Origin of the sequence: Alloalcanivorax marinus (assembly GCF_016785095.1) — a bacterium.
Taxonomy (GTDB): Bacteria; Pseudomonadota; Gammaproteobacteria; order Pseudomonadales; family Alcanivoracaceae; genus Alloalcanivorax; species Alloalcanivorax marinus_A.
In genome coordinates this window covers 130,193-150,862 of sequence record NZ_JAEKJB010000015.1, presented here as the reverse complement: position 1 = coordinate 150,862, position 20,670 = coordinate 130,193, and the positions used below count along the sequence as shown (strand labels likewise).

The 20,670-nt window shown below is 65.5% G+C and carries 15 protein-coding genes; 10 read left to right on the top strand and 5 right to left on the bottom strand.

Annotated features, from left to right (window positions below; all coding sequences use genetic code 11):
• Positions 1–9 precede the first annotated feature (9 nt).
• The 8 genes from JF515_RS18220 (at position 10) to hemE (ending at position 13,130) form a co-directional block, all read left to right on the top strand.
• A complete protein-coding gene (locus tag JF515_RS18220) occupies positions 10–546 on the top strand; it encodes a pilus assembly protein PilP (protein WP_238401174.1) in 537 nt (178 codons plus the stop codon).
• 105 nt (positions 547–651) lie between these two features.
• Positions 652–2,718: a type IV pilus secretin PilQ family protein gene (gene pilQ / locus JF515_RS18215; RefSeq protein WP_238401173.1), complete on the top strand. Its 2,067-nt coding sequence runs from the start codon at positions 652–654 to the stop codon at positions 2,716–2,718.
• Positions 2,715–3,248, top strand: coding sequence for a shikimate kinase AroK (gene aroK, locus JF515_RS18210; RefSeq protein WP_338015251.1), 534 nt, complete (start codon positions 2,715–2,717; stop codon positions 3,246–3,248). Before pilQ ends, aroK begins: the two co-directional genes overlap by 4 nt.
• Before the next feature lie 33 nt (positions 3,249–3,281).
• Positions 3,282–4,361, top strand: coding sequence for a 3-dehydroquinate synthase (gene aroB / locus JF515_RS18205; protein ID WP_203105873.1), 1,080 nt, complete (start codon positions 3,282–3,284; stop codon positions 4,359–4,361).
• Entirely contained in the window at positions 4,351–5,853 is a 1,503-nt protein-coding gene (locus JF515_RS19510) for an SPOR domain-containing protein (RefSeq protein WP_203105872.1), read from the top strand. The genes aroB and JF515_RS19510 overlap by 11 nt, the downstream gene beginning before the upstream one ends.
• Before the next feature lie 172 nt (positions 5,854–6,025).
• A complete protein-coding gene (gltB, locus tag JF515_RS18195; protein ID WP_203105871.1) occupies positions 6,026–10,489 on the top strand; it encodes a glutamate synthase large subunit in 4,464 nt (1,487 codons plus the stop codon).
• 11 nt (positions 10,490–10,500) lie between these two features.
• Positions 10,501–11,922 (top strand): FAD-dependent oxidoreductase, encoded by a 1,422-nt coding sequence (locus JF515_RS18190; protein ID WP_203105870.1) that lies wholly within the window; start codon positions 10,501–10,503, stop codon positions 11,920–11,922.
• A 146-nt stretch (positions 11,923–12,068) separates the two neighbouring features.
• Entirely contained in the window at positions 12,069–13,130 is a 1,062-nt protein-coding gene (gene hemE, locus JF515_RS18185; protein ID WP_203105869.1) for a uroporphyrinogen decarboxylase, read from the top strand.
• Positions 13,131–13,162: 32 nt separating this feature from the next.
• Here hemE and JF515_RS18180 read toward each other — a convergent pair whose 3' ends face one another.
• The 4 genes from JF515_RS18180 to JF515_RS18165 all read right to left on the bottom strand — a co-directional run bounded on the left by JF515_RS18180 (position 13,163) and on the right by JF515_RS18165 (position 17,773).
• Positions 13,163–15,298, bottom strand: coding sequence for an IgaA/UmoB family intracellular growth attenuator (locus JF515_RS18180; RefSeq protein ID WP_203105868.1), 2,136 nt, complete (start codon positions 15,296–15,298; stop codon positions 13,163–13,165).
• A 328-nt stretch (positions 15,299–15,626) separates the two neighbouring features.
• Positions 15,627–16,085 carry a PaaI family thioesterase gene (locus JF515_RS18175; protein WP_203105867.1) on the bottom strand — a complete coding sequence of 153 codons (459 nt, stop codon included), beginning with the start codon at positions 16,083–16,085 and terminating at the stop codon, positions 15,627–15,629.
• A 14-nt stretch (positions 16,086–16,099) separates the two neighbouring features.
• A complete protein-coding gene (locus tag JF515_RS18170; RefSeq protein ID WP_203105866.1) occupies positions 16,100–16,450 on the bottom strand; it encodes a 4a-hydroxytetrahydrobiopterin dehydratase in 351 nt (116 codons plus the stop codon).
• Between the two features lie 93 nt (positions 16,451–16,543).
• Complete coding sequence (locus JF515_RS18165; protein WP_203105865.1) at positions 16,544–17,773, bottom strand: acyl-CoA dehydrogenase family protein; 1,230 nt, start codon at positions 17,771–17,773, stop codon at positions 16,544–16,546.
• 161 nt (positions 17,774–17,934) lie between these two features.
• On the opposite strand from JF515_RS18165, the gene JF515_RS18160 reads away from it, so the two are divergent.
• A complete protein-coding gene (locus JF515_RS18160) occupies positions 17,935–18,612 on the top strand; it encodes a 2-phosphosulfolactate phosphatase (protein WP_203105864.1) in 678 nt (225 codons plus the stop codon).
• Between the two features lie 116 nt (positions 18,613–18,728).
• Here the strand turns inward: JF515_RS18160 and JF515_RS18155 are convergent, their stop codons facing one another.
• The gene (locus JF515_RS18155; RefSeq protein ID WP_203105863.1) at positions 18,729–19,412 is read right to left on the bottom strand and encodes a ComF family protein; all 684 of its coding nucleotides are present in this window, start codon (positions 19,410–19,412) and stop codon (positions 18,729–18,731) included.
• Positions 19,413–19,497: 85 nt separating this feature from the next.
• On the opposite strand from JF515_RS18155, the gene bioB reads away from it, so the two are divergent.
• On the top strand, positions 19,498–20,664 hold the full coding sequence (gene bioB / locus JF515_RS18150; RefSeq protein ID WP_203105862.1) for a biotin synthase BioB: 1,167 nt from the start codon (positions 19,498–19,500) through the stop codon (positions 20,662–20,664).
• Positions 20,665–20,670: the final 6 nt, after the last annotated feature.

The following is a 20,670-nucleotide window of genomic DNA, read 5'->3' as shown; positions in this document are numbered from 1 at the left end:
GGGAACAAGATGAGTGCACGAAAAGCCATCGCGCAGGGGATCATGGTCATCGCCGTGGCGGCACTGCTGCCCGGCTGCGGCGGCGGCGCCAATCTCGGCCAGCTCGACGCCCGCCTGCAGGAGATCAAGGCACGCCCGCGCGGCCGTATCGAGCCGCCGCCGGAGTTCAAGCCGATCGCCACTTACAGCTACGCGGCGCACAAGCTGCGTCCGCCGTTCAGTCCGCCGCAGGACCAGAAGCTGCTGGAGGTGCCGGAGGGCAAACCGGTGGAACCGGATCTCAGCCGGCCCAAGGAATACCTGGAGGGTTTCAGTCTGGATGCGTTGGCCATGGTGGGCACCATCACCCGGCCGGGCAATCCGCTGGAAGCGCTCGTCGAGGACCCGTCCGGCTCGGTGACCCGGGTGCGGGTGGGCAGCTACATGGGCAAGAATTACGGTCGCGTGGTGGAAGTCTCCGCCGGCCAGCTCGCCCTGGTGGAAATCGTTCCGGACGGACAAGGGGGCTGGGTGGAACGGTCCCGCAATATCACGCTTGCTGACTAACTGCTGCTGGGGATGCCAGTTATGATTTTCTTCACGTCGACAAAAACAAGCGCAGCGCCCCGGCTCTGGATCGCGGCACTGCTGGTTCTGGCGGGAGTCGCCCTGATGTCCCCGGGACGGGCGGCCACGCTGACCAATCTGCAAGCCAACACCCTGCCCGGGGACGGCCTGGAAGTGCGGCTGGATTTCGAGGGCGCCGCGCCGGAGGTGAAGGGGTACAGCATCGAGCAGCCGGCGCGTATTGCCCTGGACCTGCTGGGCACCGCCAGTAACGTGGACATCAAGCGCCATAACCTGGGTTCGGGCAATGCCCGCAGCGTGACCGTGGTGGAAGCCAAGGACCGCACCCGCCTGATCTTCAATCTCGATCAGCTCACCGGCTATGACACCCGGGTGGAAGGCCAGCAACTGGTGGTCACCATCGGCGGAGGCCAGCGCACCCCCAGCACCGATCCGGCCAGCCCGGCGCCGATGGCCCCGGCCAGCAACGCCTCGGCGATTCGCGATATTGACTTCCGGCGTGGTGCCGACGGCGAAGGCCGCGTCATGATTCGTCTGTCCAAGGCGTCCATGCCGGTGGATGTGAGCGAGGAAGGGGGCAAGATCATCGCCCGGTTCGTGGGGGCGGACCTTGCCGACGATCTGGTGCGCCGCCTGGACGTGACCGATTTCGCCACTCCGGTGCGTTACGTGGATACCCGGCGCACCGATGGTGGCGCGGTGGTCACCATCGAACCGGAAGGCACCTGGGATTACCTGGCCTATCAGGCCGACAATCAGTTCAGTATCAACATCAAGCCGCTCAGCGCCGCCGAGAAGGAGCGCCAGCGTCGCGAGGCCTTCAAGTATGACGGCGAGAAGCTGTCCCTGAACTTCCAGGACATCGAAGTGCGTTCCGTGCTGCAGCTGATCGCCGATTTCACCGATCTCAACCTGGTGGCTTCCGACACCGTCACCGGTCGCATCACCCTGCGCCTGCAGAGCGTGCCCTGGGACCAGGCTCTGGACCTGATTCTCAAGACCAAGGGGCTGGACAAGCGTCAGGTGGGTAACGTGTTGCTGGTGGCGCCGGCGGATGAAATCGCCGCCCGCGAAAAGCAGGAACTGGAAGCCCAGAAGCAGCTCGCCACCCTGGCGCCGCTGCGCACCGAATACATCAGCATCAACTACGCCCGTGCCGAACAGCTGCAGAGCCTGATTACGTCACGGGGTGGTTCCGACGGCTCCTCCCTGGTCAGCGAGCGCGGCTCGGTGAGCGTGGACCAGCGCACCAACACCCTGATCGTGCAGGACACCGCCGAGCGGCTTCAGAGCATTCGTGATCTGATTCAGCGTCTGGACGTGCCGGTTCAGCAGGTGCTGATCGAGGCCCGCGTGGTGGTGGCCAGCACCAACGTGGCCGACGAGTTCGGCGTGCGCTGGGGCGGCCTGGGCTGGCAGAGCAGTTTCTGGGATGAGGGTGAGAGCTGGGGTATTTCCGGTCGCCATACCTCGCTGCGCAACCTGCATTACGCCAACCTGGAGGCGGACCGTAGCCAGAATCCGATTGAAACGGAGATGGAAGAGTTCGACGAAGAGGAAAATAACGACCTTATCGTCGACATGGGCGTGGAATCCTCCGATGCGACCCGCTTCTCCATCGGCTTCACGTCGCTGGATTCCGGTCTGATCGAACTGGAGCTGTCCGCCCTGGAAGCGGAAGGGCACGGCGAGCTGGTGGCCACGCCCAAGGTGCTCACCGCCGACCAGCAGCCGGCGGTGATCGCCTCCGGCCAGCAGGTGCCGTTCAATGTCTCCACCGCGTCCGGCGCCACCGCCGTTGAGTTCATCGAGGCGGAACTGCGTCTGGAGGTTACCCCCCAGGTGACCCCGGAAGGCGATGTGATCATGCAGCTCAAGGTGAACAATGATTCCCTGGGCACCGACCTGGACAGCCCGGCGATCAACACCAACCGGGTGGAGACCACGGTGCTGGTGAACGATGGCGAGACCGTGGTTCTGGGCGGCATTTTCCAGCAGGAAACGGTAAACTCCGTGGTCAAAACGCCTTTCCTGGGGGATATCCCCTGGCTGGGCGCCCTGTTCCGCAAGAAGGTGAACCGTGATAACAAGCAGGAACTGCTGATCTTTATCACGCCTCGCCTGGTGAAAGATGCAATGGTTAATCGGTGAATGAAAAGGCAGTAACCCCTCTTTATCTGGTGGGGCCCATGGGGGCTGGCAAGAGCACCCTGGGCCGTCACCTGGCTCAGGTCCTGGACCGTCCGTTCTACGATTCCGATCGGGTCATCGAGGAGAAGACCGGAGCCGACATCCCGTGGATTTTCGATGTGGAAGGCGAGGAAGGTTTTCGTCGCCGCGAGCGGGACGTGATCGATGAGCTGACCGGTCTGCCCGGTATCGTGCTCGCCACCGGTGGCGGCGCGGTGACCGAGGAGGAAAATCGCCGTCATCTGCATGATCGCGGCTGTGTCATCTATCTGTGGACGCCGGTGGAGCTGCAACTGGCGCGAACCCGCAACGACCGCAACCGGCCGCTGCTGCGGACCGAGGACCCGAAGGCGCGCCTGCAGGCGCTGCTGGAGGCGCGTGATCCTCTGTATCGGGACGTGGCGCACGCCGTTGTATCCACCGCCTCCGGTAACCTGAAGAAGGTCACCGACCAGATCCTCGGTTGTCTGGCCGAACACGCCAACCGATAATGCCGGCAACCCCTTCCGGCGATTCGAGACACTATGCACAAGCTTGACGTGGCGCTGGGTGAGCGCAGTTACCCCATTCATATTGGTCGCGGTCTGCTCGACGGCGGCCTGATCCGCGAGCACGTTCGTGGCAACCAGGTGATGGTGGTCAGCAACGAGACCATCGCGCCGCTCTATCTGGAGCGGGTCACCGCCGGGCTCGGTGATCTGCAGTGCGACACCCTGATCCTGCCCGACGGCGAGAGCCACAAGAACCTGGCTACCCTGGAGACCATCTTCGACGCCCTGATGGCCAGGCGTCATTCGCGCACCACCACCCTGGTGGCCCTGGGCGGTGGCGTGGTCGGCGACATGGTCGGCTTCGCGGCGGCCTGCTACCAGCGTGGCGTGGACTTCATCCAGGTGCCCACCACGCTGCTGGCTCAGGTGGATTCCTCCGTGGGCGGCAAGACCGCGGTCAATCACCCGCGCGGCAAGAACATGATCGGTGCCTTCCATCAGCCCCGTGCCGTGGTGATCGACACCGCCGTGCTGGATACCCTGCCGGCGCGGGAATTCGCCGCCGGCATGGCCGAGGTGATCAAGTATGGCCTGATCCGCGATCCCGGGTTTTTCCAGTGGCTGCTGGATAACCAGCCGGAGCTGGCCGCCCGCGAGCAGGCGACGCTGGCGCAAGCGATCCTGCGCAGCTGCCGCAACAAGGCCGAGGTGGTGGCCGCCGATGAAACCGAGCAGGGCAATCGGGCGCTGCTCAACCTGGGCCACACCTTTGGCCACGCCATGGAGACCTTCACCGGTTACCGGGACTGGTTGCACGGCGAGGCGGTGGCCGCCGGCATGGTGATGGCGGCGCGTATGTCCCGGGAACTGGGCTGGCTGGACGACACCGACGTGGAGCGGGTGCGTGATGCCCTGGCCGCCTGGTCGCTGCCGGTGGCGGCGCCCGAGGGCATGGGCCGGGACGATTTCAACGATCTCATGGCGTTGGACAAGAAAGTACAGAACGGGCGCCTGAGGCTGGTGCTGCTGAACCAAATCGGCGATGCCCTGGTCACAGGCGAATACGATCCGAACGCATTGACGCGAACGCTCGAGGCCTTTTGTGAGAGATGAGGACTTTTTCTACGAGGGCGCCGAGCGCGGCGACCTTCTCGATGCTCTGAACGGTCATGCCCATGAAGGCGCCACGGTGGTGCTGGAGGGCGAGCCGGGCAGCGGGGTGTCCACTCTGCTGGGCATGCTGGCCATGTCCCTGGTGGGGGACTACGAACTGATCCGCCTGGACGGCGACGACAACCTGGGCGCCAACGCGGTGGTCGACGCCATGCTGGTGCATTTTGGCATCGAGCGCGACGATCTGGCGGAGACCCTCAAGCAATCCCTGGCGCGCAACCGGCTGGTGATCCTGGTGGACAATGCCGACCGGGTGCCGGAGGCGGCGCTGGCCACCATGGCTTCCCTCAAGGAAAAACTCGGGCAGCGCCTCACCTATGTATTCGGTGGCGCGCCGGGCACCGCGCGGTCGGTGGGCGAGGGTGGCCTTACCGTGGTGGACACCCTGGTATTGCCGCCCCTGGACGCGGAGGACGTCGCCACCCTGGCGGAGCAGTTCCACGATCTGTCCCTGGACGAGGGGGAGGCGGAATATTTGCGCGCCGAGACCGGCGGCCGCCTGGGACCTTTACTGGCGCTGCTCGATGAGCGTGCCGAGGAGGCCGCGCCGCCGGCCCGTAAGCCGGTGCCGTGGCGTCATGGCCTGGCGGTAGGCGCGCTGATTCTGGTGGTGCTGGTGTTGTGGCTGGCCAGCGGCGATGACGAACCGGGGGCCGACCAGGTGGTGAGCCTGGATTTGCCGCAGCGGCCCGCGCAAACCGTGGACCCGGAGGGGGGCGACGCCGCCGGTGACGGCCTGACGCCGGAAACCGCCGAGGATGGCCACGATTATGGTCTGGTGTCCGACCCGGAACAGACCCGCAACGCGCTGGCCGAATTCCACGATAACGCGGCGGATTTCGAGCAGGCGGAAACCCGCCGCCAGGAGCGGGCCGGGGCCGCCGAAGCGGATACCGGCGAAACCGCCCCGGCACCGCCGGCGGAACCGGAAGGCCAGAACCAGACCGCCGAGCCAGCGCCACGCGCCCGCCCAGAGCCGCGCCCGGCCGACCGGCCCGCCGGCGATGAGGCGCCGGCGTCGGCGTCGGCGGATGCCGGGCGCGAGCTGTCCTCCGCCGACGACTCCTCCGCCGGCGATGACGCCCCCGGGCAGGGCACCGTCAGCGCCAGCCAGCCCGAGCTCAGCGGCCTGGAGGCGCGTCTGGGGTACCGCCAGGAGGACTGGCTGGCCACCCGGGACGACGGTGAGTGGTTCCTGCAGTTGGTGGCCACCGGCCGTGAGGACGGTGCCCGGGGGGTGCTTGACCGCATCGACCGCCAGGGCGCCTACTACCAGACGGAAAGAGGCGACAATAAGGTTTATCTGGTGCTGGCGGGCCCCTATCCCAGCCGCGACGCGGCGCTGGCTGCCCGTGAAACCCTGCCCGAAACGCTGCGCCGTGGCGGGCCCTTCCCACGGGAGATGGGGGCAATCCGCAAGGAACTGCGCTGATCTCCGGCGAACCCGACTGGTTCATGACGCCACCTTCCCTGGTGGCGTCATCGTCGTGTTTGTCGCCCATGGGCTCAACGTGTAGAATGCCTATCCCTTTTTTGCCGTCGCCGTCTTTTCGACGTCAGTACCGCCTTCTGTAAGTCTCTGAATTTCAAGAGGATTGGTTTTGATGCAGCAGAATTCCAAGCTGGTGCAGGGGCTCTATGAGCCCGGAGATTTCCGGGACAACTGCGGCTTCGGCCTGATCTCTCATATGGAGGGGCAGGCCAGCCATGAGCTTTTGCAAACCGCCATCGAAGCACTCACCTGCATGACACACCGGGGCGGGATCAACGCCGACGGAAAAACCGGTGACGGCTGCGGGCTGTTGCTGAAAAAGCCGGACTCCTTCTTCCGCAAGGTGGCCGGAGACCTGGGCGTGGACCTGCCCGACACCTATGGCGTGGGCATGATCTTCACCCACCCCGAGGCCGAGCGCGCCGACGCGCAGAAGGCGGTGATCGAGGAGCAGATCCAGGCCCAGGGCATCCGGGTGCTGGGCTGGCGGGATGTTCCCACCGACCCGTCCTGCCTGGGCGATCTGGCCAAACAGTCCCTGCCCGGCTTCGCGCAGGTATTGGTGGCCGCCGAGGGGGATTCCGAACAGGAACTCAACCGGCGCCTGTTCTACGCCCGTCGGCACGCCGAGAAGCGCATCGAGAACGACGGTTATTTCTACGTCTGTTCCCTGTCCGCCTCGGTGGTCTCCTACAAAGGCCTGATGATGCCGGTGGATCTGCCGGCGTTCTTCCCGGATCTCGGCGACGAATCCATGGAAACCGCCATCGTGGTGTTTCACCAGCGGTTCTCCACCAACACCTCGCCGCAGTGGCCGCTGGCCCAGCCGTTCCGCTACCTGGCCCACAACGGCGAGATCAACACCATCCAGGGTAACCGCAACTGGGCGCTGGCCCGGGCAAGCAAGTTCGAGAACGAGCTGCTGCCCAATCTGAGCGACCTCAGCCCCCTGGTTAACCGCAGCGGCTCCGACTCCTCGAGCATGGACAACATGCTGGAAGTGTTGCTCGCCGGCGGTATGGACCTGTTCCGCGCGGTGCGCATGATGGTGCCGCCGGCCTGGCAGAACGTGGACACCATGGACGCGGATCTGCGTGCCTTCTACGAATATAACTCCATGCACATGGAGCCCTGGGACGGCCCCGCCGGCCTGGTCATGACCGATGGCCGCTACGCCGTCTGCATGCTGGACCGCAACGGCCTGCGCCCGGCCCGCTGGGTGATCACCAAGAACGGCTTCATCACCCTGTCCTCCGAGATCGGCGTGTACAGCTACCAGCCCGAGGACGTGGTGGCCAAGGGCCGTGTCGGCCCCGGCCAGATCCTGGCCGTGGACATCGAGAAGGGCGAGCTGCTGCACACCCGGGACATCGATGACCGCCTCAAGGTGCGTCATCCCTACCGTCAGTGGCTCAAGGACAACGCGCTGCGTATCGAGGCCAACTACGACCATGAGGTGGAGCGCACCGACGACATCGATCCCCAGGATCTGCTGAGCTACCAGAAGTTCTTCCAGATCAGTTTCGAGGAACGCGATCAGGTGATCCGTCCGCTGGCGGAATCCGGCCAGGAAGCCACCGGTTCCATGGGCGACGATACCCCCATGGCGGTGCTCAGCGAGCGCCAGCGCCCGCTGTACGACTACTTCCGGCAGCAATTCGCCCAGGTCACCAATCCGCCCATCGACCCGCTCCGCGAAGCCATCGTGATGAGCCTGGAGACCTGCGTGGGCGCCGAGCGCAATGTGTTCGAGGAAACCTCCGACCACGCCGACCGCGCGATCCTGGCCACCCCGGTGCTGTCGCACTCCAAGTTCACCAACCTGCTCAAGATCGAACGCCCGGGTTACGCCCAGGAGCGCTTGAGTCTGCACTATGATCCGAGCATCGGCCTGGAGCAGGCGGTGCGTGATCTGTGCGCGACGGCGGAGAAAGCGGTCGCCGATGGCAAGGTGATCCTGGTGCTGTCCGATCACGGTATCGCCCAGGGGCAGCTCACCATCCATGCCCTGATGGCCACCGGCGCGGTGCACCACCACCTGACCACCAAGGGCGTGCGCAGTGACGCCAACATCATCGTGGAGACCGCCACCGCGCGGGATGCCCACCACTTCGCGGTGCTGTTCGGTTTCGGCGCTACCGCCGTCTACCCGTACCTGGCCTATGACGTGATCGCCGACATGGTGCGCAGCGGTGAACTGCTGGGTGACCCGGTGGAGCTGCAGAAGAACTTCCGCAAGGGCATCAACAAGGGCCTGATGAAGATCCTCTCCAAGATGGGGATCTCCACCATCACCTCCTACCGTGGTGCCCAGTTGTTCGAAGCCATCGGCGTCGCCAGCGACGTGGTGGACCTGTGCTTCCGGGGCGTGCAGAGCCGCATCGAGGGCGCCGGCTTCGAGGATTTCCAGAACGACCAGGAAATCATCGCCAAGGACGCCTGGAAGCAGCGCAAGCCGGTGGATGCCGGTGGCGTGCTCAAGTACATCCACGGCAAGGAATACCACGCTTTCAATCCGGACGTGGTGCACGCTATCCATCGCGCCACCCAGAACGACGATTACGAGGCGTACAAGGAATTCGCCGCGCTGGTCAACGACCGCCCGGTGGCCACCCTGCGCGACCTGCTGCGTCTGCGCCAGGACGCCACCGCCATCGACCTGGATCAGGTCGAGCCGATCGAGAGCATCCTGCCGCGCTTTGATTCCGCGGGCATGTCCCTGGGCGCGCTCAGTCCGGAGGCCCACGAGGCCATCGCCACCGCCATGAACCGCCTCGGCGGTCGCTCCAACTCCGGCGAGGGCGGCGAGGACCCGGCCCGTTTCGGCACCGAGCGTGTATCCAAGATCAAGCAGATCGCCTCCGGTCGGTTTGGCGTGACCCCGCATTATCTGGTCAATGCCGAGGTCCTGCAGATCAAGATCGCCCAGGGCGCCAAGCCCGGCGAGGGCGGCCAGCTGCCCGGCGGCAAGGTCAACGCCCTGATCGCGCGGCTGCGTCACTCGGTACCCGGCGTGACCCTGATCTCTCCGCCGCCGCACCATGACATCTACTCCATCGAGGATCTGGCCCAGCTGATCTTCGACCTCAAGCAGGTCAATCCGGACGCCCAGGTGTCCGTGAAGCTGGTGTCCGAGCCCGGTGTCGGTACGGTGGCGTCCGGCGTGGCCAAGGCCTACGCCGACCTGATCACCATTTCCGGCTACGATGGTGGTACCGCGGCCAGCCCGCTGACCTCGATCCGCTACGCCGGTTCGCCCTGGGAACTGGGTCTGTCCGAGGCCCATCAGGCGCTGCGCGCCAATGATCTTCGCGACAAGATCCGTCTGCAGACCGACGGCGGCCTGAAGACCGGCCTGGACGTGGTCAAGGCGGCCATTCTTGGCGCCGAGTCGTTCGGTTTCGGCACCGTGCCGATGATCGTGCTGGGTTGTAAGTACCTGCGCATCTGTCACCTGAACAACTGCGCCACCGGCGTGGCCACCCAGCGTGACGACCTGCGCCAGGAGCACTTCATCGGTGCCCCGGACATGCTGATCAACTACTTCACGTTCGTGGCCCGGGAAGTGCGCGAGCTGCTCGCCGCGCTGGGCGTGAAGAGCCTGCCCGATCTGATCGGCCGCACCGATCTGCTCGAGCGCATCGAAGGCGCCACCGACAAGCACAAGCGTCTCGACCTGACGCCGATGCTGCGCAACGATCATATCCCGGCGGACAAGCCCACCCATTGCCAGGTGGAACGCAATGAGCCGTTCGACAAGGGTGAGCTGAACCGCAAGATGGTGGAAGAAATGCGCACCGCCGTGGAGAACAAGTCCGGCGGCTCCTTCCACTACACCATCACCAACTGCGACCGCTCGGTGGGCGCCACCGTGTCCGGCGTGATCGCCAAGCACCACGGCAACCTGGGCATGGAAAGCGCGCCGATCCGCGTGCGCTTCACCGGCACCGCCGGGCAGAGCTTCGGCGTGTTCAACGCCGGTGGTCTGCACCTGTACCTGGAAGGTGACGCCAACGATTACGTCGGCAAGGGCATGGCCGGCGGCCGGGTGGTGATCCGTCCGCCCAAGGGCAGCCCGTTCAAGACCCAGGACACCGCCATCGTCGGTAACACCTGCCTGTACGGCGCCACCGGCGGAAAACTGTTCGCCTCCGGCACCGCCGGCGAGCGTTTCGGTGTGCGCAACTCCGGCGTGCACGCGGTCGTGGAAGGCGCCGGCGATCATTGCTGCGAATACATGACCGGCGGCTGTGTCACCGTGCTGGGCCGCACCGGCCACAACTTCGGTGCCGGCATGACCGGTGGTTTCGCCTATGTGCTGGACGAAGAGAATGATTTCTTCGACCGCGTCAATCCGGAGCTGATCGAGCTGCACCGCATCAGTTCCGAATCCACCGAGTCCCACCGCAGCCATCTGCGCCACGTGATCGAGGAATTCGTGGGCGAGACCGGCAGCGAGTGGGGTCAGCACATCCTGGATAATTTCGATGCCATGAGCCGCAAGTTCTGGCTGGTCAAACCCAAGGCCGCCAGCCTGGAAGACCTGCTCAAGAGCACGCGCGCCAATCCGGCATAACGGAGAAAAACATGGCTGAACGTCTGAACAATCACTTTCAGTTCCTGGATGTCCCGCGCCTGGACCCCCAGAAAAAGGACATCGAGGAGCGCCGCCACAAGTACGAGGAAATCTACTACCCGTTCGAAACCCGGGAAGTGGAGCATCAGGCACACCGTTGCCTGCATTGCGGCAACCCGTACTGCGAATGGAAATGCCCGGTTCACAACTACATCCCCAACTGGCTGAAACTGATCAGCGAGGGGAACCTGATGGAAGCCGTGGAGCTGGCGCACCAGACCAACTCCCTGCCGGAAGTCTGTGGCCGCGTGTGCCCCCAGGACCGGCTCTGCGAGGGTGCCTGTACCCTTAATGACGGCTTCGGCGCGGTGACCATCGGCGCCACCGAGAAGTACATCACCGACACCGCCCTGGCCATGGGCTGGCGACCGGATATGTCCAAGGTGGCGTGGACCGACAAGAAAGTGGCGGTGATCGGCGCCGGCCCGGCGGGTATCGGCTGCGCCGACGTGCTGGTGCGCAACGGCGTCAAGCCGGTGGTGTTCGACCGTTATCCGGAAATCGGTGGCCTGCTGACCTTCGGCATCCCCGAGTTCAAGCTGGAAAAACCGGTGATGACCAAGCGCCGCGAAGTGTTCGAGGGCATGGGCATTGAGTTCCGCCTCAATACCGAGGTGGGCAAGGACGTGACCATCGACGAGCTGCTTGAGGAGTACGACGCGGTCTTCATGGGCATGGGTACCTACACCTACATGAAGGGTGGCTTCCCCGGCGAGGACCTGGACGGCGTGCACGAGGCGCTGCCTTTCCTGATCGCCAACGCCAACCGCAACCTGGGCTTCGAGAAGGACCCGGCGGACTTCATCGACGTGAGCGACCGGCGCGTGGTGGTCCTTGGCGGCGGCGACACCGCCATGGACTGCAACCGCACCTCCATTCGCCAGGGCGCGGAAAGCGTGGTGTGCGCTTACCGCCGTGACGAGGAAAACATGCCCGGTTCCCGCCGCGAGGTGGCCAATGCCAAGGAAGAGGGCGTGCAGTTCCTGTTCAACCGCCAGCCCATCGAGGTGGTCGGCGAGAACGGCAAGGTGGTCGGCGTGAAGGTGGTCGAGACCAAGCTCGGCGAACCGGACAACAATGGCCGCCGCCGCCCCGAGCCGATCCCGGGCAGCGAGGAAGTGCTGCCCGCCGACGCGGTGATCATCGCCTTCGGTTTCCGCCCCAGCCCGGCGGACTGGTTCGACGCCAAGAACGTGACCACCGACGATTCCGGTCGCGTCACCGCGCTGGAGAAGCAGGCGTTCCCGTTCCAGACCAGTAACGAGAAGATCTTCGCCGGTGGTGATATGGTGCGTGGCTCCGACCTGGTGGTGACCGCCATCTGGGAAGGCCGCGAGGCCGCCAAGGGTATTCTCGACTATTTGGATGTATAACGGCGCTTGCACGCGGCACGCCCGCACGCAACACGCTCAAGGGCCTGCTTTCGCAGGCCCGTTTTCTATATGATGCGGTATCTTTTTTATGTTTTGCGTGCTCGCGTGCAAGCGTATTGCATGCAAGCGTTCTGCAAGGAATTCCCATGACCCAAGCTCCGCTCCAGAACGACCGTTTCCTGAAAGCCCTGGCCCGGGAGCCGGTGGATCGCACGCCGGTATGGATGATGCGCCAGGCCGGCCGTTACCTGCCCGAGTACCGCGCCACCCGTGAGAAAGCCGGCTCCTTCATGGACCTGTGCCGCAACGCGGAATTGGCCTGCGAGGTGACCCTGCAGCCTCTGGAACGCTACCCGCTGGACGCGGCGATCCTGTTCTCCGACATCCTCACCATTCCCGACGCCATGGGCCTGGGGCTGTATTTCGAGCCCGGCGAGGGGCCGAAATTCCGTAAAACGGTGCGCAGCGAGGAAGAAATCGCGGCGCTGCCGGTGCCCGACGCCGAGCGCGATCTGGATTATGTGATGCGCGCGGTGAGTACCATCCGCCGTGAACTCAATGGCCGGGTGCCTTTGATCGGTTTCTCCGGCAGTCCCTGGACGCTCGCCACCTACATGGTGGAAGGCGGCCCCAGCAAGGATTTCCGTCACCTCAAGGGCATGGTCTACGGTCGGCCGGAACTGGCCCACGCCCTGCTCGACAAGCTGGCCCGGGCGGTCACCGATTACCTCAACGCCCAGATCCGCGCCGGCGCCCAGGCGGTTCAGATCTTCGACACCTGGGGCGGTGCCCTGTCGGCGGAAGCCTATCCGGAATTCTCACTGGGCTACATGAAGCGGATCGTCGACGGCCTGATCCGCGACCACGAAGGCCGCAAGGTACCGGTAATCCTGTTCACCAAGAACGGTGGCCTGTGGTTGGAAACCATGGCCGACAGCGGCTGCGACGCCCTGGGACTGGACTGGACCATCAACATCGGCGAGGCGCGCCGCCGGGTGGGTGACCGGGTGGCGCTGCAGGGCAATCTGGACCCGGCGGTGCTGTACGCGCCGCCGGCGGCGATCCGCGCCGAGGTGAAGCGCATCCTGGATGATTTCGGTGACCACCCCGGTCACGTCTTTAACCTGGGTCATGGCATTACCCCCCAGGTGGACCCGGAGCATGCCCGGGTCTTTATCGAGGCGGTGGTGGAACTGGGGAGCCGCTGAACAAGGCTCGCTAGCCTGGAATCCGCCGCCGTTCAGGCCGCCGGCCAGCCGTGCAGCCGGGCCACCGCCCGGCGCCGTTGGCGGGCGGCCATCCAGTTGCGCAGCCACAGTGCGCCATGCACCAGCAGCAGAGTGGCGGCCATCACGATCCAGATCGAACGCAGCAGCGCCTGCCAGGGGCGCTCACCCCGCTCCGGATCGACGATCAGGCCCGGCGTGCCGTGCTGATCGCTCCCCTGGTGGGCGACCATCCCTTCCACATGGAACGCGCGCATACCGTCCTCGCCGAACAACGTTTGCAGGGCCCGCCAGCGCTCCAGCGTGTCGGCTCCCCCTTGCAGCGGCCCCGCCGCCATGCCAGCGGTGACTTCCACCAGTACGCCGCCGCGCTGCTGTGCGGCGATCGCCTCGGCCAGCCGCGCCACCTTGTCCCGGGCGTGTTGATCCGCCAGCGACCGCAACTGGCGGCGGATCGAACCCAGGTGGCCTTTCAGGGTCACGGCCGCCGGTGAGGCATCCTCGCCCCGCTCCTGGAGCTGCTGGCGCAGATCGTCCCAGTTTTCCAACTGCCCCAGTTCGGGGAAATTCAGGGCGCTGAGGATGGTTTGTCGGGCGTTGCCGCAGGCATGAGGCGGTTCGTCCACCTGGCACACACGGTCCACGCGCGCCACCAGATCCTTGGCGTTGGTGAGCAGCAGGGGTTCGCGGTCGCCGGTACCGCCGCCGCGCAGCAGGGCCAGCATGCGCAGCCGTGGGTCGCTGTGTGTTTGCAGGGCGTCGTCGGAGGTTAGCGCGAGGGTGGCGTCGTCCAGCTCCAGGTCCGGGCGCTTGAGTTCATCGCCACCCCAGCGCAGCCGGTCGCAGCGGATATCGGCCCGCGACCAATCGCTGCCCACCGGTGTCACCTGGCAACGACCGCGACCGTCGAGCACCACGCGGCGGCCGGCTTGCGGCGGGTTGGCGGCCAGGCTGGCCGGGTCGTCGGCGTGCAGGGTGCCGGCGCTGCCCAGCCAGTAGACCGTTTGCGCCAGATCGCCGGCGGGATCGGGAAGCGCCCCCAGGCCCACCAGCAGTGCCACCACCGCTACCACCGCCAGGCTCAGGTGCCGGCCCGGGTATACCGGCGGGCAGCGGCGGTATTCTTCGTCCACGGACAGTTTGCGGTCATAGGTGACCACGGAATGGTCCTCCACGCGCATCTCCAGCTCCAGGCGCTGGCCGTCCTCCAGGGGGGTATGGGGGCGCCAGTGTTCCGGGGTCTCGAAGGTCAGCTTGCCGCCCAGGGTGGCGATCACCGACACCGTGCCGCTGGCCTCGTCGACACTCAGCGGTACCAGGTTGACCGTCCCCGTGACCCGATTCACCTTGCCGGCCGGGCCCGGCGTCCGGCGGCGCCAGAACAGCCATAGCGCCGAGAACGCCAGGACCAGGGCCAGGCCGCCCCACACTGAAAGCCAGACCAGGGTGTCGCGGAACACGGCGATCCCCAGGGCCAGGAATGCCAGCGCCCACAGCAGGCCCGGCAGCAGCCCCAGGCCGCGGCCCAGACGCGCTTCGGTTTCCGCCGCGGTTTCCGGGCGTTGGTCGTGGATCTCCACGCGCCGGCGGGCGGCCTCCGCCTCGTCCTCGGCCCGCGGCGCTTCGTCGTCCACGTACACCTGCTCCAGAGTGCCCCGGACGCCCTGTTGCCACTGGTCCTCGGCGGCATCGCGTCGGGCGTCTCGCGCCGCGCCCTCAAGCAGCTCGAAGCCGTTGAGGCGCACCACCACCGCCAGCTTATCGGCGAACACCACCTCGGCCTCGTTGTCTTGATCCAGAAACAGCTCGGCGTCGAAGGGCAGGATCACCTCCACGCCGCCGATCATGTGGTGCCAGCTCTGATGGCCGTTGCTCTGGATGCCGTGGCGTTGGTACTCGCCGCGCAGCGGGAAGACTTCCTCGCTGGTCAGATGGACCGGTTTTCCGGGCCTGTTCGGCTGCACCAGAAATGGAGCCAGGGCGTCGCGCTCATTGGCGGACAGCCGCCGCAGTGGCTGCGCCTGGTCGCGCAGGCTGGACAATTCCCGGGCGCTGCCGCGCCGGCGGGCGGAATAGACGATACCTGAATAAATGGTGGTGCCGAGGACGATAACCAGAAGCAGCAGCTTCAGTGCGACCAGGAAACCCATGAGAGCCCTCCATGAACGAGAGCGCGCAATGCTAGCGCATTGTCGGTCCGGAGGCCGGGGGGAAGGACGGAGTTGGTGAAATGGTTCACCGAAATGAAAAGCGCGGCCCGAAGGCCGCGCAAGATTTCCAGACTCTCATGTCACTCGAAATCACACCCGTCGGGCGTCCTGCCGCGTTGGATGCATTTTCAGGCTAGCTCTGCCTGGAGCGGGGTGTCAACTTTCTTTTTGCATCGGCGACAATTATTTGCGGAAAGATCGTTGATCAAAAGGAAAACAAGTCTGTCCCCTTTGCGTAAAAAACAATTAAGGATTGTGTCCGCGTGATCTACTGGCCGATGCGGCGTAGCTGGTAGATGTTGTGAGTCAGCGCCACCACCTCGCCGTTGGCGTCCTTGAGCTCCGTGTCCCACTCGAAATCGCATTTGCCGTCGGCCTCGGCCCGCGCCTGGATGCGCTCGATCTCCGCCTCGTCGAGGTGTACTTCCACGGTGATGTCGGTGGTGGCCGGGCGCCGGAAGCGGATGCGCATGTCCTTGACGATGGGGTAGAAGCGGCTGACGTCGAACGACGACAGGTAGATCACGCCGCCGGGCAGCTCCGCCAGGGTGTAGAGGGCACCCGCGTACATGATGCCCACATGGTTCAGGTTTGGCTCCAGGGGCATCATCATGCGGCAGTAGCCACGGTCCACGTCCAGGGTGCGGGCGCCGCAACGCTCCACGAACGGGAAGGTCTTGTCCGAGGCCGCCTTGATCTGTTCTTTTTGGGTATCGCTCAGTGCCATGGGCATTCTCCGTTTCAGCCTGGCTTGCGGCCTTCGAACAAAGCGTCGGTCTTGGCCGCGCAGATGAAGTCATTGCGATGCAGGCCGCCGATCTTGTGGGTCCACCAGGTCACCGTGACCTTGCCATACTCGGTAAGCAGAGCGGGGTGATGGCCTTCGTCCTCGGCCAGGCCACCGACCTGGTTGGTGAACGCCAGGGCCTCGGCGAAGTTGCTGAACTTGAACTGGCGCTGCAGTTTTTCCTCGCCATCCTCCTCCACCTGTTTCCAGTCCGGGATTTGCGGGCGCAGCTCGCGGGCCTGTTCCTCGGTGATGCGTGGCGCGTCCGCGCGGCAGGCCTCGCAGTGTTGTTGTTGCAGGGACATGGCAGCCTCCTTGGTCGTATTCGTCTGCGTCCAGGTAAGGTTGGGGGCCGCCAGGCGGCGAGGCAACCCCCTTTTCCATCGCGGTGGTGGCGGTCAGTCGCGGCCGATCAGATCCCGGGCGATGGCGATCACCTGCATTTCGTCGGTGCCGGCGTAGATCTGCAGGATCTTGGCGTCGCGCATCAACTGCTCCACCCGGGACTCGCGCATATAGCCGTAGCCGCCGTGAATCTGTACCGCCTCGGTGGACACCTCCATGGCCGCCTGGGCGGCGTAGAGCTTCATGGCCGACGCCTCCGCCAGGGTCATCTGCTTGCCGGCGGCGGTCATCTCGATATAGCGGAATACCATGTTCTGCAGGTTGGCGCGGGCCACTTCCATCTTCGCCAGCTTGAGCTGGATCAGCTGGTTATCGCCGATCGGCCGGCCGAACTGCACCCGGTCCCGGGCGTAGCCGGTGCACAGCTCCAGGGCCCGCTCCACCATGCCCAGAGCCATGGCCGCCACGCCGGCCCGTTCCTGCATGAAAGTGGCCTTGGCGCCGGAGCGACCGTAGGCGGTTTCACTGCCGCCCAGCAGCCGGTCCGCGCCGACCTTGAGATCGCTGAAGAACAATTCGCCGGTGGGCGAGCTGCCGATGCCCATCTTCTTGAACGGTTTGGACTGCTCCAGCCCTTCCATGCCGCTGTCGAGAATGAACGACACGATTTTGCGGTCGCGGGGCTCGATGCCTTCCTCGTCCAGCTTGCAGATCAGAATGATGGTGTCGGCGAACGGGCCGTTGGTGATCCAGGTCTTGCTGCCGTTGATCACATAGCCGCCGTTGCCGTCCCGGCGCGCCAGGGTCTTCATCTGGCCGAAGGCGTCGGAGCCGGAGTTGGGCTCGGAGATCGCCCAGGCGCCCACTTTCTCCAGGGTCAGCAGCGGCAGCGCCCAGCGCTCCTTCTGCTCCAGGGTGCCCTTGCTCATGATGGCGCCGCCGGCCAGGCCCATGGACACGCCCATGGCGGTGACCAGCCCCTGGGCGTGACGGCTCAATTCGATGATCGGGATCATGGTCATGGCGGCCTGCTCGCCGGAACCACCTTCCTCGCGGTCCTCCCGGTCGGCGGCGTCGTGTCCGGCTTTCTCCCGGGCGATGCGCTTCTCGAAACTCTGGGTCGCCATCACGTCCATGCCGAATGTCTTGATCATCTTGCGCAGGATGTCGTAGGGCGGCACGCCGTTGTATTCGATGTCGTCAAGATTGGGCACCACCTCCCTGGCCACGAAGTCGCGCACCATTTTCTGGATCATCCGTTGTTGTTCGTTCCACTCAATCATGATGGTTCCCGGGTCGATTTGTGATGGTGTGAAGCTAACAGGGCCCGGGCCGGGCCGTCATTGATCATCGGTGCCGTGTCCGGTGAGGGAAATGGTCAGGCGTTTAAGCGTGGCCGCCCATCCGTCATAATGCGCGCTTCGCTCCGCAACCGGCCGCGCGCATGGAAATCAAGATCGCCCAGGGTCACAACCCGCCCCACAATATTCACGGCATCACCGTGGTGATCGACGTGATTCGCGCCTTCACCACCAGCCACGAGGCCTTCCTTGGCGGCGCCAGCCATATTTACCCGGTGGCCACCGCCGAGGACGCCTTCCGTCTGCGCGAAAGCTACCGGGACGGGCTGCTGGTAGGCGAGATCCAGGCGCTGCCCATCGAAGGCTTCGATCATGGCAACTCGCCCTGGGAGATCCGCCACACCGATGTACGTGACCGTTACCTGATCATGCGCACCACCAACGGCGTGACCGCCGCCCTGCGTGCCCGGGACAGCCGCCAGGTCCTGGTCGGCGCTCTGGTCAACGCCCGTGCCACGGCGCGCTACATTCGCGAGCGCGACCCGGAGACCGTGGTGCTGGTGGCTTCGCATCCCACCGGCGACGAGGATGTGGCCTGCGCCGAATACCTGCGCGGCCTGCTGGGTGGCGATGGCATTTCCCTGGAGCAGGCCCGGGAACGCACCCGTAACGCCTTCGCGGCGCGCAAGTTCCTGGACGGCAGCCACCCCCGGCTGCGCCCGGAGGATATCGACATGGCCGCCTCCGACGGCGGCGAGGACGCCCTGGTGATGGGAGTCACCTTCGAGCCGGTGCCGCGTATTGATGTGGTGCGGGGCTAGGGGCGCAGGACGCCGGACGCCGGACGCATAAACCCGGGGTCTGAAAGGCTTGGTGTGTTTTCTGCGTTTCAGTCAGCTCGCCGTACCTTGCCGCGCCGGGTTATAGCGTCCAGCGTCTAGCGTCTCGCGTCCAGCGCCCTGGCCAATGCCCACACCCGCACCTCCTTGGCGCCGGCCTCGCCGAGCGCCCGGGCCGCCGCCCGGGCGCTGGCGCCGGTGGTCATGACATCATCCACCAGCAGCACACGCCGGCCCCGGGCATGGCTATCGGCGCGGAACGCATGGCGTAGATTGCGCACCCGCTCGGCGCGGCCGCTTCCCTGTTGGTGGTGGGTCGCCCGGGTCCGGGTCAGCAGTGGGACCACCGGCCTTCGCCAGCGCCGCCCCAGCGTCACCGCCAGCCGTTCCGCCTGGTCGAAGCCTCGCCACCAGCGTCGCCGCCAGTGGGCCGGCAGCGGACAGATCAGGTCGGCCTCCGGCCAGGGCAACGGCTGCGCCCGGGTCAGGGTTTCCAGGGCCCGCTCCACCGTGAGCCGGCCCTGGTGCTTGTAGGCATTGAGCAGCCGGTCCAGGGGAAAGCCATAGACCCAGGCGCAATAGCTGGCGGTGAACGGCGGCGGGCGGTCCAGGCAGCGACCGCATAGCGCGCCGGGCTCCAGCCCCGGGCCGGGCAGGGCGCAGCGGCACAGCGGTCCGGACAGGGCGCAATGGCATTCCAGTTCAAGGTGGCAATGCCGGCACAGGCCGGACTCGGCCAGGCGGCCACAAAGAACGCATTGGCTGATAAGGTCAAAAAACATCCAGATGTAAACCTTCCTGGTTTCTTGAAGTTGACAGCTTTCGGCGGACTGCTAGGCTGTCGCTATTCCTTCGGAGAGATTGATCATGACTGTAGCCGCCGCCACGCCCAAGACGACTTCCGCTCTGAATGCCGTACGCCATGACTGGCATCGGGGTGAGATCGAAGCCCTGTTCGCCCTGCCGTTCAACGATCTGTTGTTCCGCGCCGCCCAGGTGCACCGCGAGCATTTCGATCCCAACGCGGTGCAGGTGAGCACCCTGTTGTCGATCAAGACCGGCGCCTGCCCGGAGGACTGCAAGTACTGCTCCCAGTCCGGCCACCACAACACCGAGCTGGAGAAGGAAAAGCTGCTGGAAGTGACGAGGGTGGTGGAAGAGGCCCGGGCGGCCCGCGACAAGGGCGCCTCGCGGTTCTGCATGGGCGCCGCCTGGCGTAGCCCGCGTGCCAGGGACATGCCCTACGTGCTGGACATGGTGCGCCAGGTAAAGGCGCTGGGCATGGAAACCTGCATGACCCTGGGCATGCTCGACGACCAGCAGGCGAAGGATCTGGCCGAAGCCGGCCTGGACTATTACAACCACAACCTGGACACCTCGCCGGAGTACTACGGCCAGGTGATCACCACCCGTACCTACAATGACCGTCTCTCCACCCTGGCCAATGTGCGCGACGCCGGCATGAAGGTGTGCTGTGGCGGCATCGTCGGCATGGGCGAGGGCCGCGACGACCGGGTCGGCCTGCTGCAGCAGCTGGCCAACCTGCCGCACCACCCGGAATCGGTGCCGATCAACATGCTGGTCAAGATCGAGGGCACGCCCCTGGCCGACGTGGCCGATCTGGACCCGTTCGAATTCGTGCGCACCATCGCCGTGGCGCGCATCCTGATGCCGGAATCCTATGTGCGTCTGTCCGCCGGCCGTCAGGAAATGAACGACGAGGCCCAGGCCCTGTGCTTCCTGGCCGGCGCCAACTCCATCTTTTACGGTGAGCGGTTGCTGACCACGGACAACCCGGAAGCCACCCACGACCGCCAGCTGTTCGAGCGTCTTGGTATTCACCCCCTGGACCCGCGCCACGAGGCCTCCGACGAGGCCCACGAAGAGGCGCTGCGCCAGCAGGTGGCGGAACGGGAAGCGGAAAGCAGCGGCCTGTTCCACAATGCCCTGGAAACCGGCCAGCAAAAGCGCGCCGCCAAGCATGTGCTCGACAAGGACACCGGTCGCCCCGCCCAGCGGGCTCTGGACGCCTGATCCGGG

What these genes read in the sequence shown, in the direction of transcription:
- JF515_RS18220 (WP_238401174.1), top strand. Translation starts at nt 10, where the DNA reads ATGAGTGCACGAAAAGCCATCGCGCAGGGGATCATGGTCATCGCCGTG.
- pilQ (WP_238401173.1), top strand. Translation starts at nt 652, where the DNA reads ATGTCCCCGGGACGGGCGGCCACGCTGACCAATCTGCAAGCCAACACC.
- aroB (WP_203105873.1), top strand. Translation starts at nt 3,282, where the DNA reads ATGCACAAGCTTGACGTGGCGCTGGGTGAGCGCAGTTACCCCATTCAT.
- gltB (WP_203105871.1), top strand. Translation starts at nt 6,026, where the DNA reads ATGCAGCAGAATTCCAAGCTGGTGCAGGGGCTCTATGAGCCCGGAGAT.
- JF515_RS18190 (WP_203105870.1), top strand. Translation starts at nt 10,501, where the DNA reads ATGGCTGAACGTCTGAACAATCACTTTCAGTTCCTGGATGTCCCGCGC.
- hemE (WP_203105869.1), top strand. Translation starts at nt 12,069, where the DNA reads ATGACCCAAGCTCCGCTCCAGAACGACCGTTTCCTGAAAGCCCTGGCC.
- JF515_RS18180 (WP_203105868.1), bottom strand. Translation starts at nt 15,298, where the DNA reads ATGGGTTTCCTGGTCGCACTGAAGCTGCTGCTTCTGGTTATCGTCCTC.
- JF515_RS18175 (WP_203105867.1), bottom strand. Translation starts at nt 16,085, where the DNA reads ATGGCACTGAGCGATACCCAAAAAGAACAGATCAAGGCGGCCTCGGAC.
- JF515_RS18170 (WP_203105866.1), bottom strand. Translation starts at nt 16,450, where the DNA reads ATGTCCCTGCAACAACAACACTGCGAGGCCTGCCGCGCGGACGCGCCA.
- JF515_RS18165 (WP_203105865.1), bottom strand. Translation starts at nt 17,773, where the DNA reads ATGATTGAGTGGAACGAACAACAACGGATGATCCAGAAAATGGTGCGC.
- JF515_RS18160 (WP_203105864.1), top strand. Translation starts at nt 17,935, where the DNA reads ATGGAAATCAAGATCGCCCAGGGTCACAACCCGCCCCACAATATTCAC.
- JF515_RS18155 (WP_203105863.1), bottom strand. Translation starts at nt 19,412, where the DNA reads ATGTTTTTTGACCTTATCAGCCAATGCGTTCTTTGTGGCCGCCTGGCC.
- bioB (WP_203105862.1), top strand. Translation starts at nt 19,498, where the DNA reads ATGACTGTAGCCGCCGCCACGCCCAAGACGACTTCCGCTCTGAATGCC.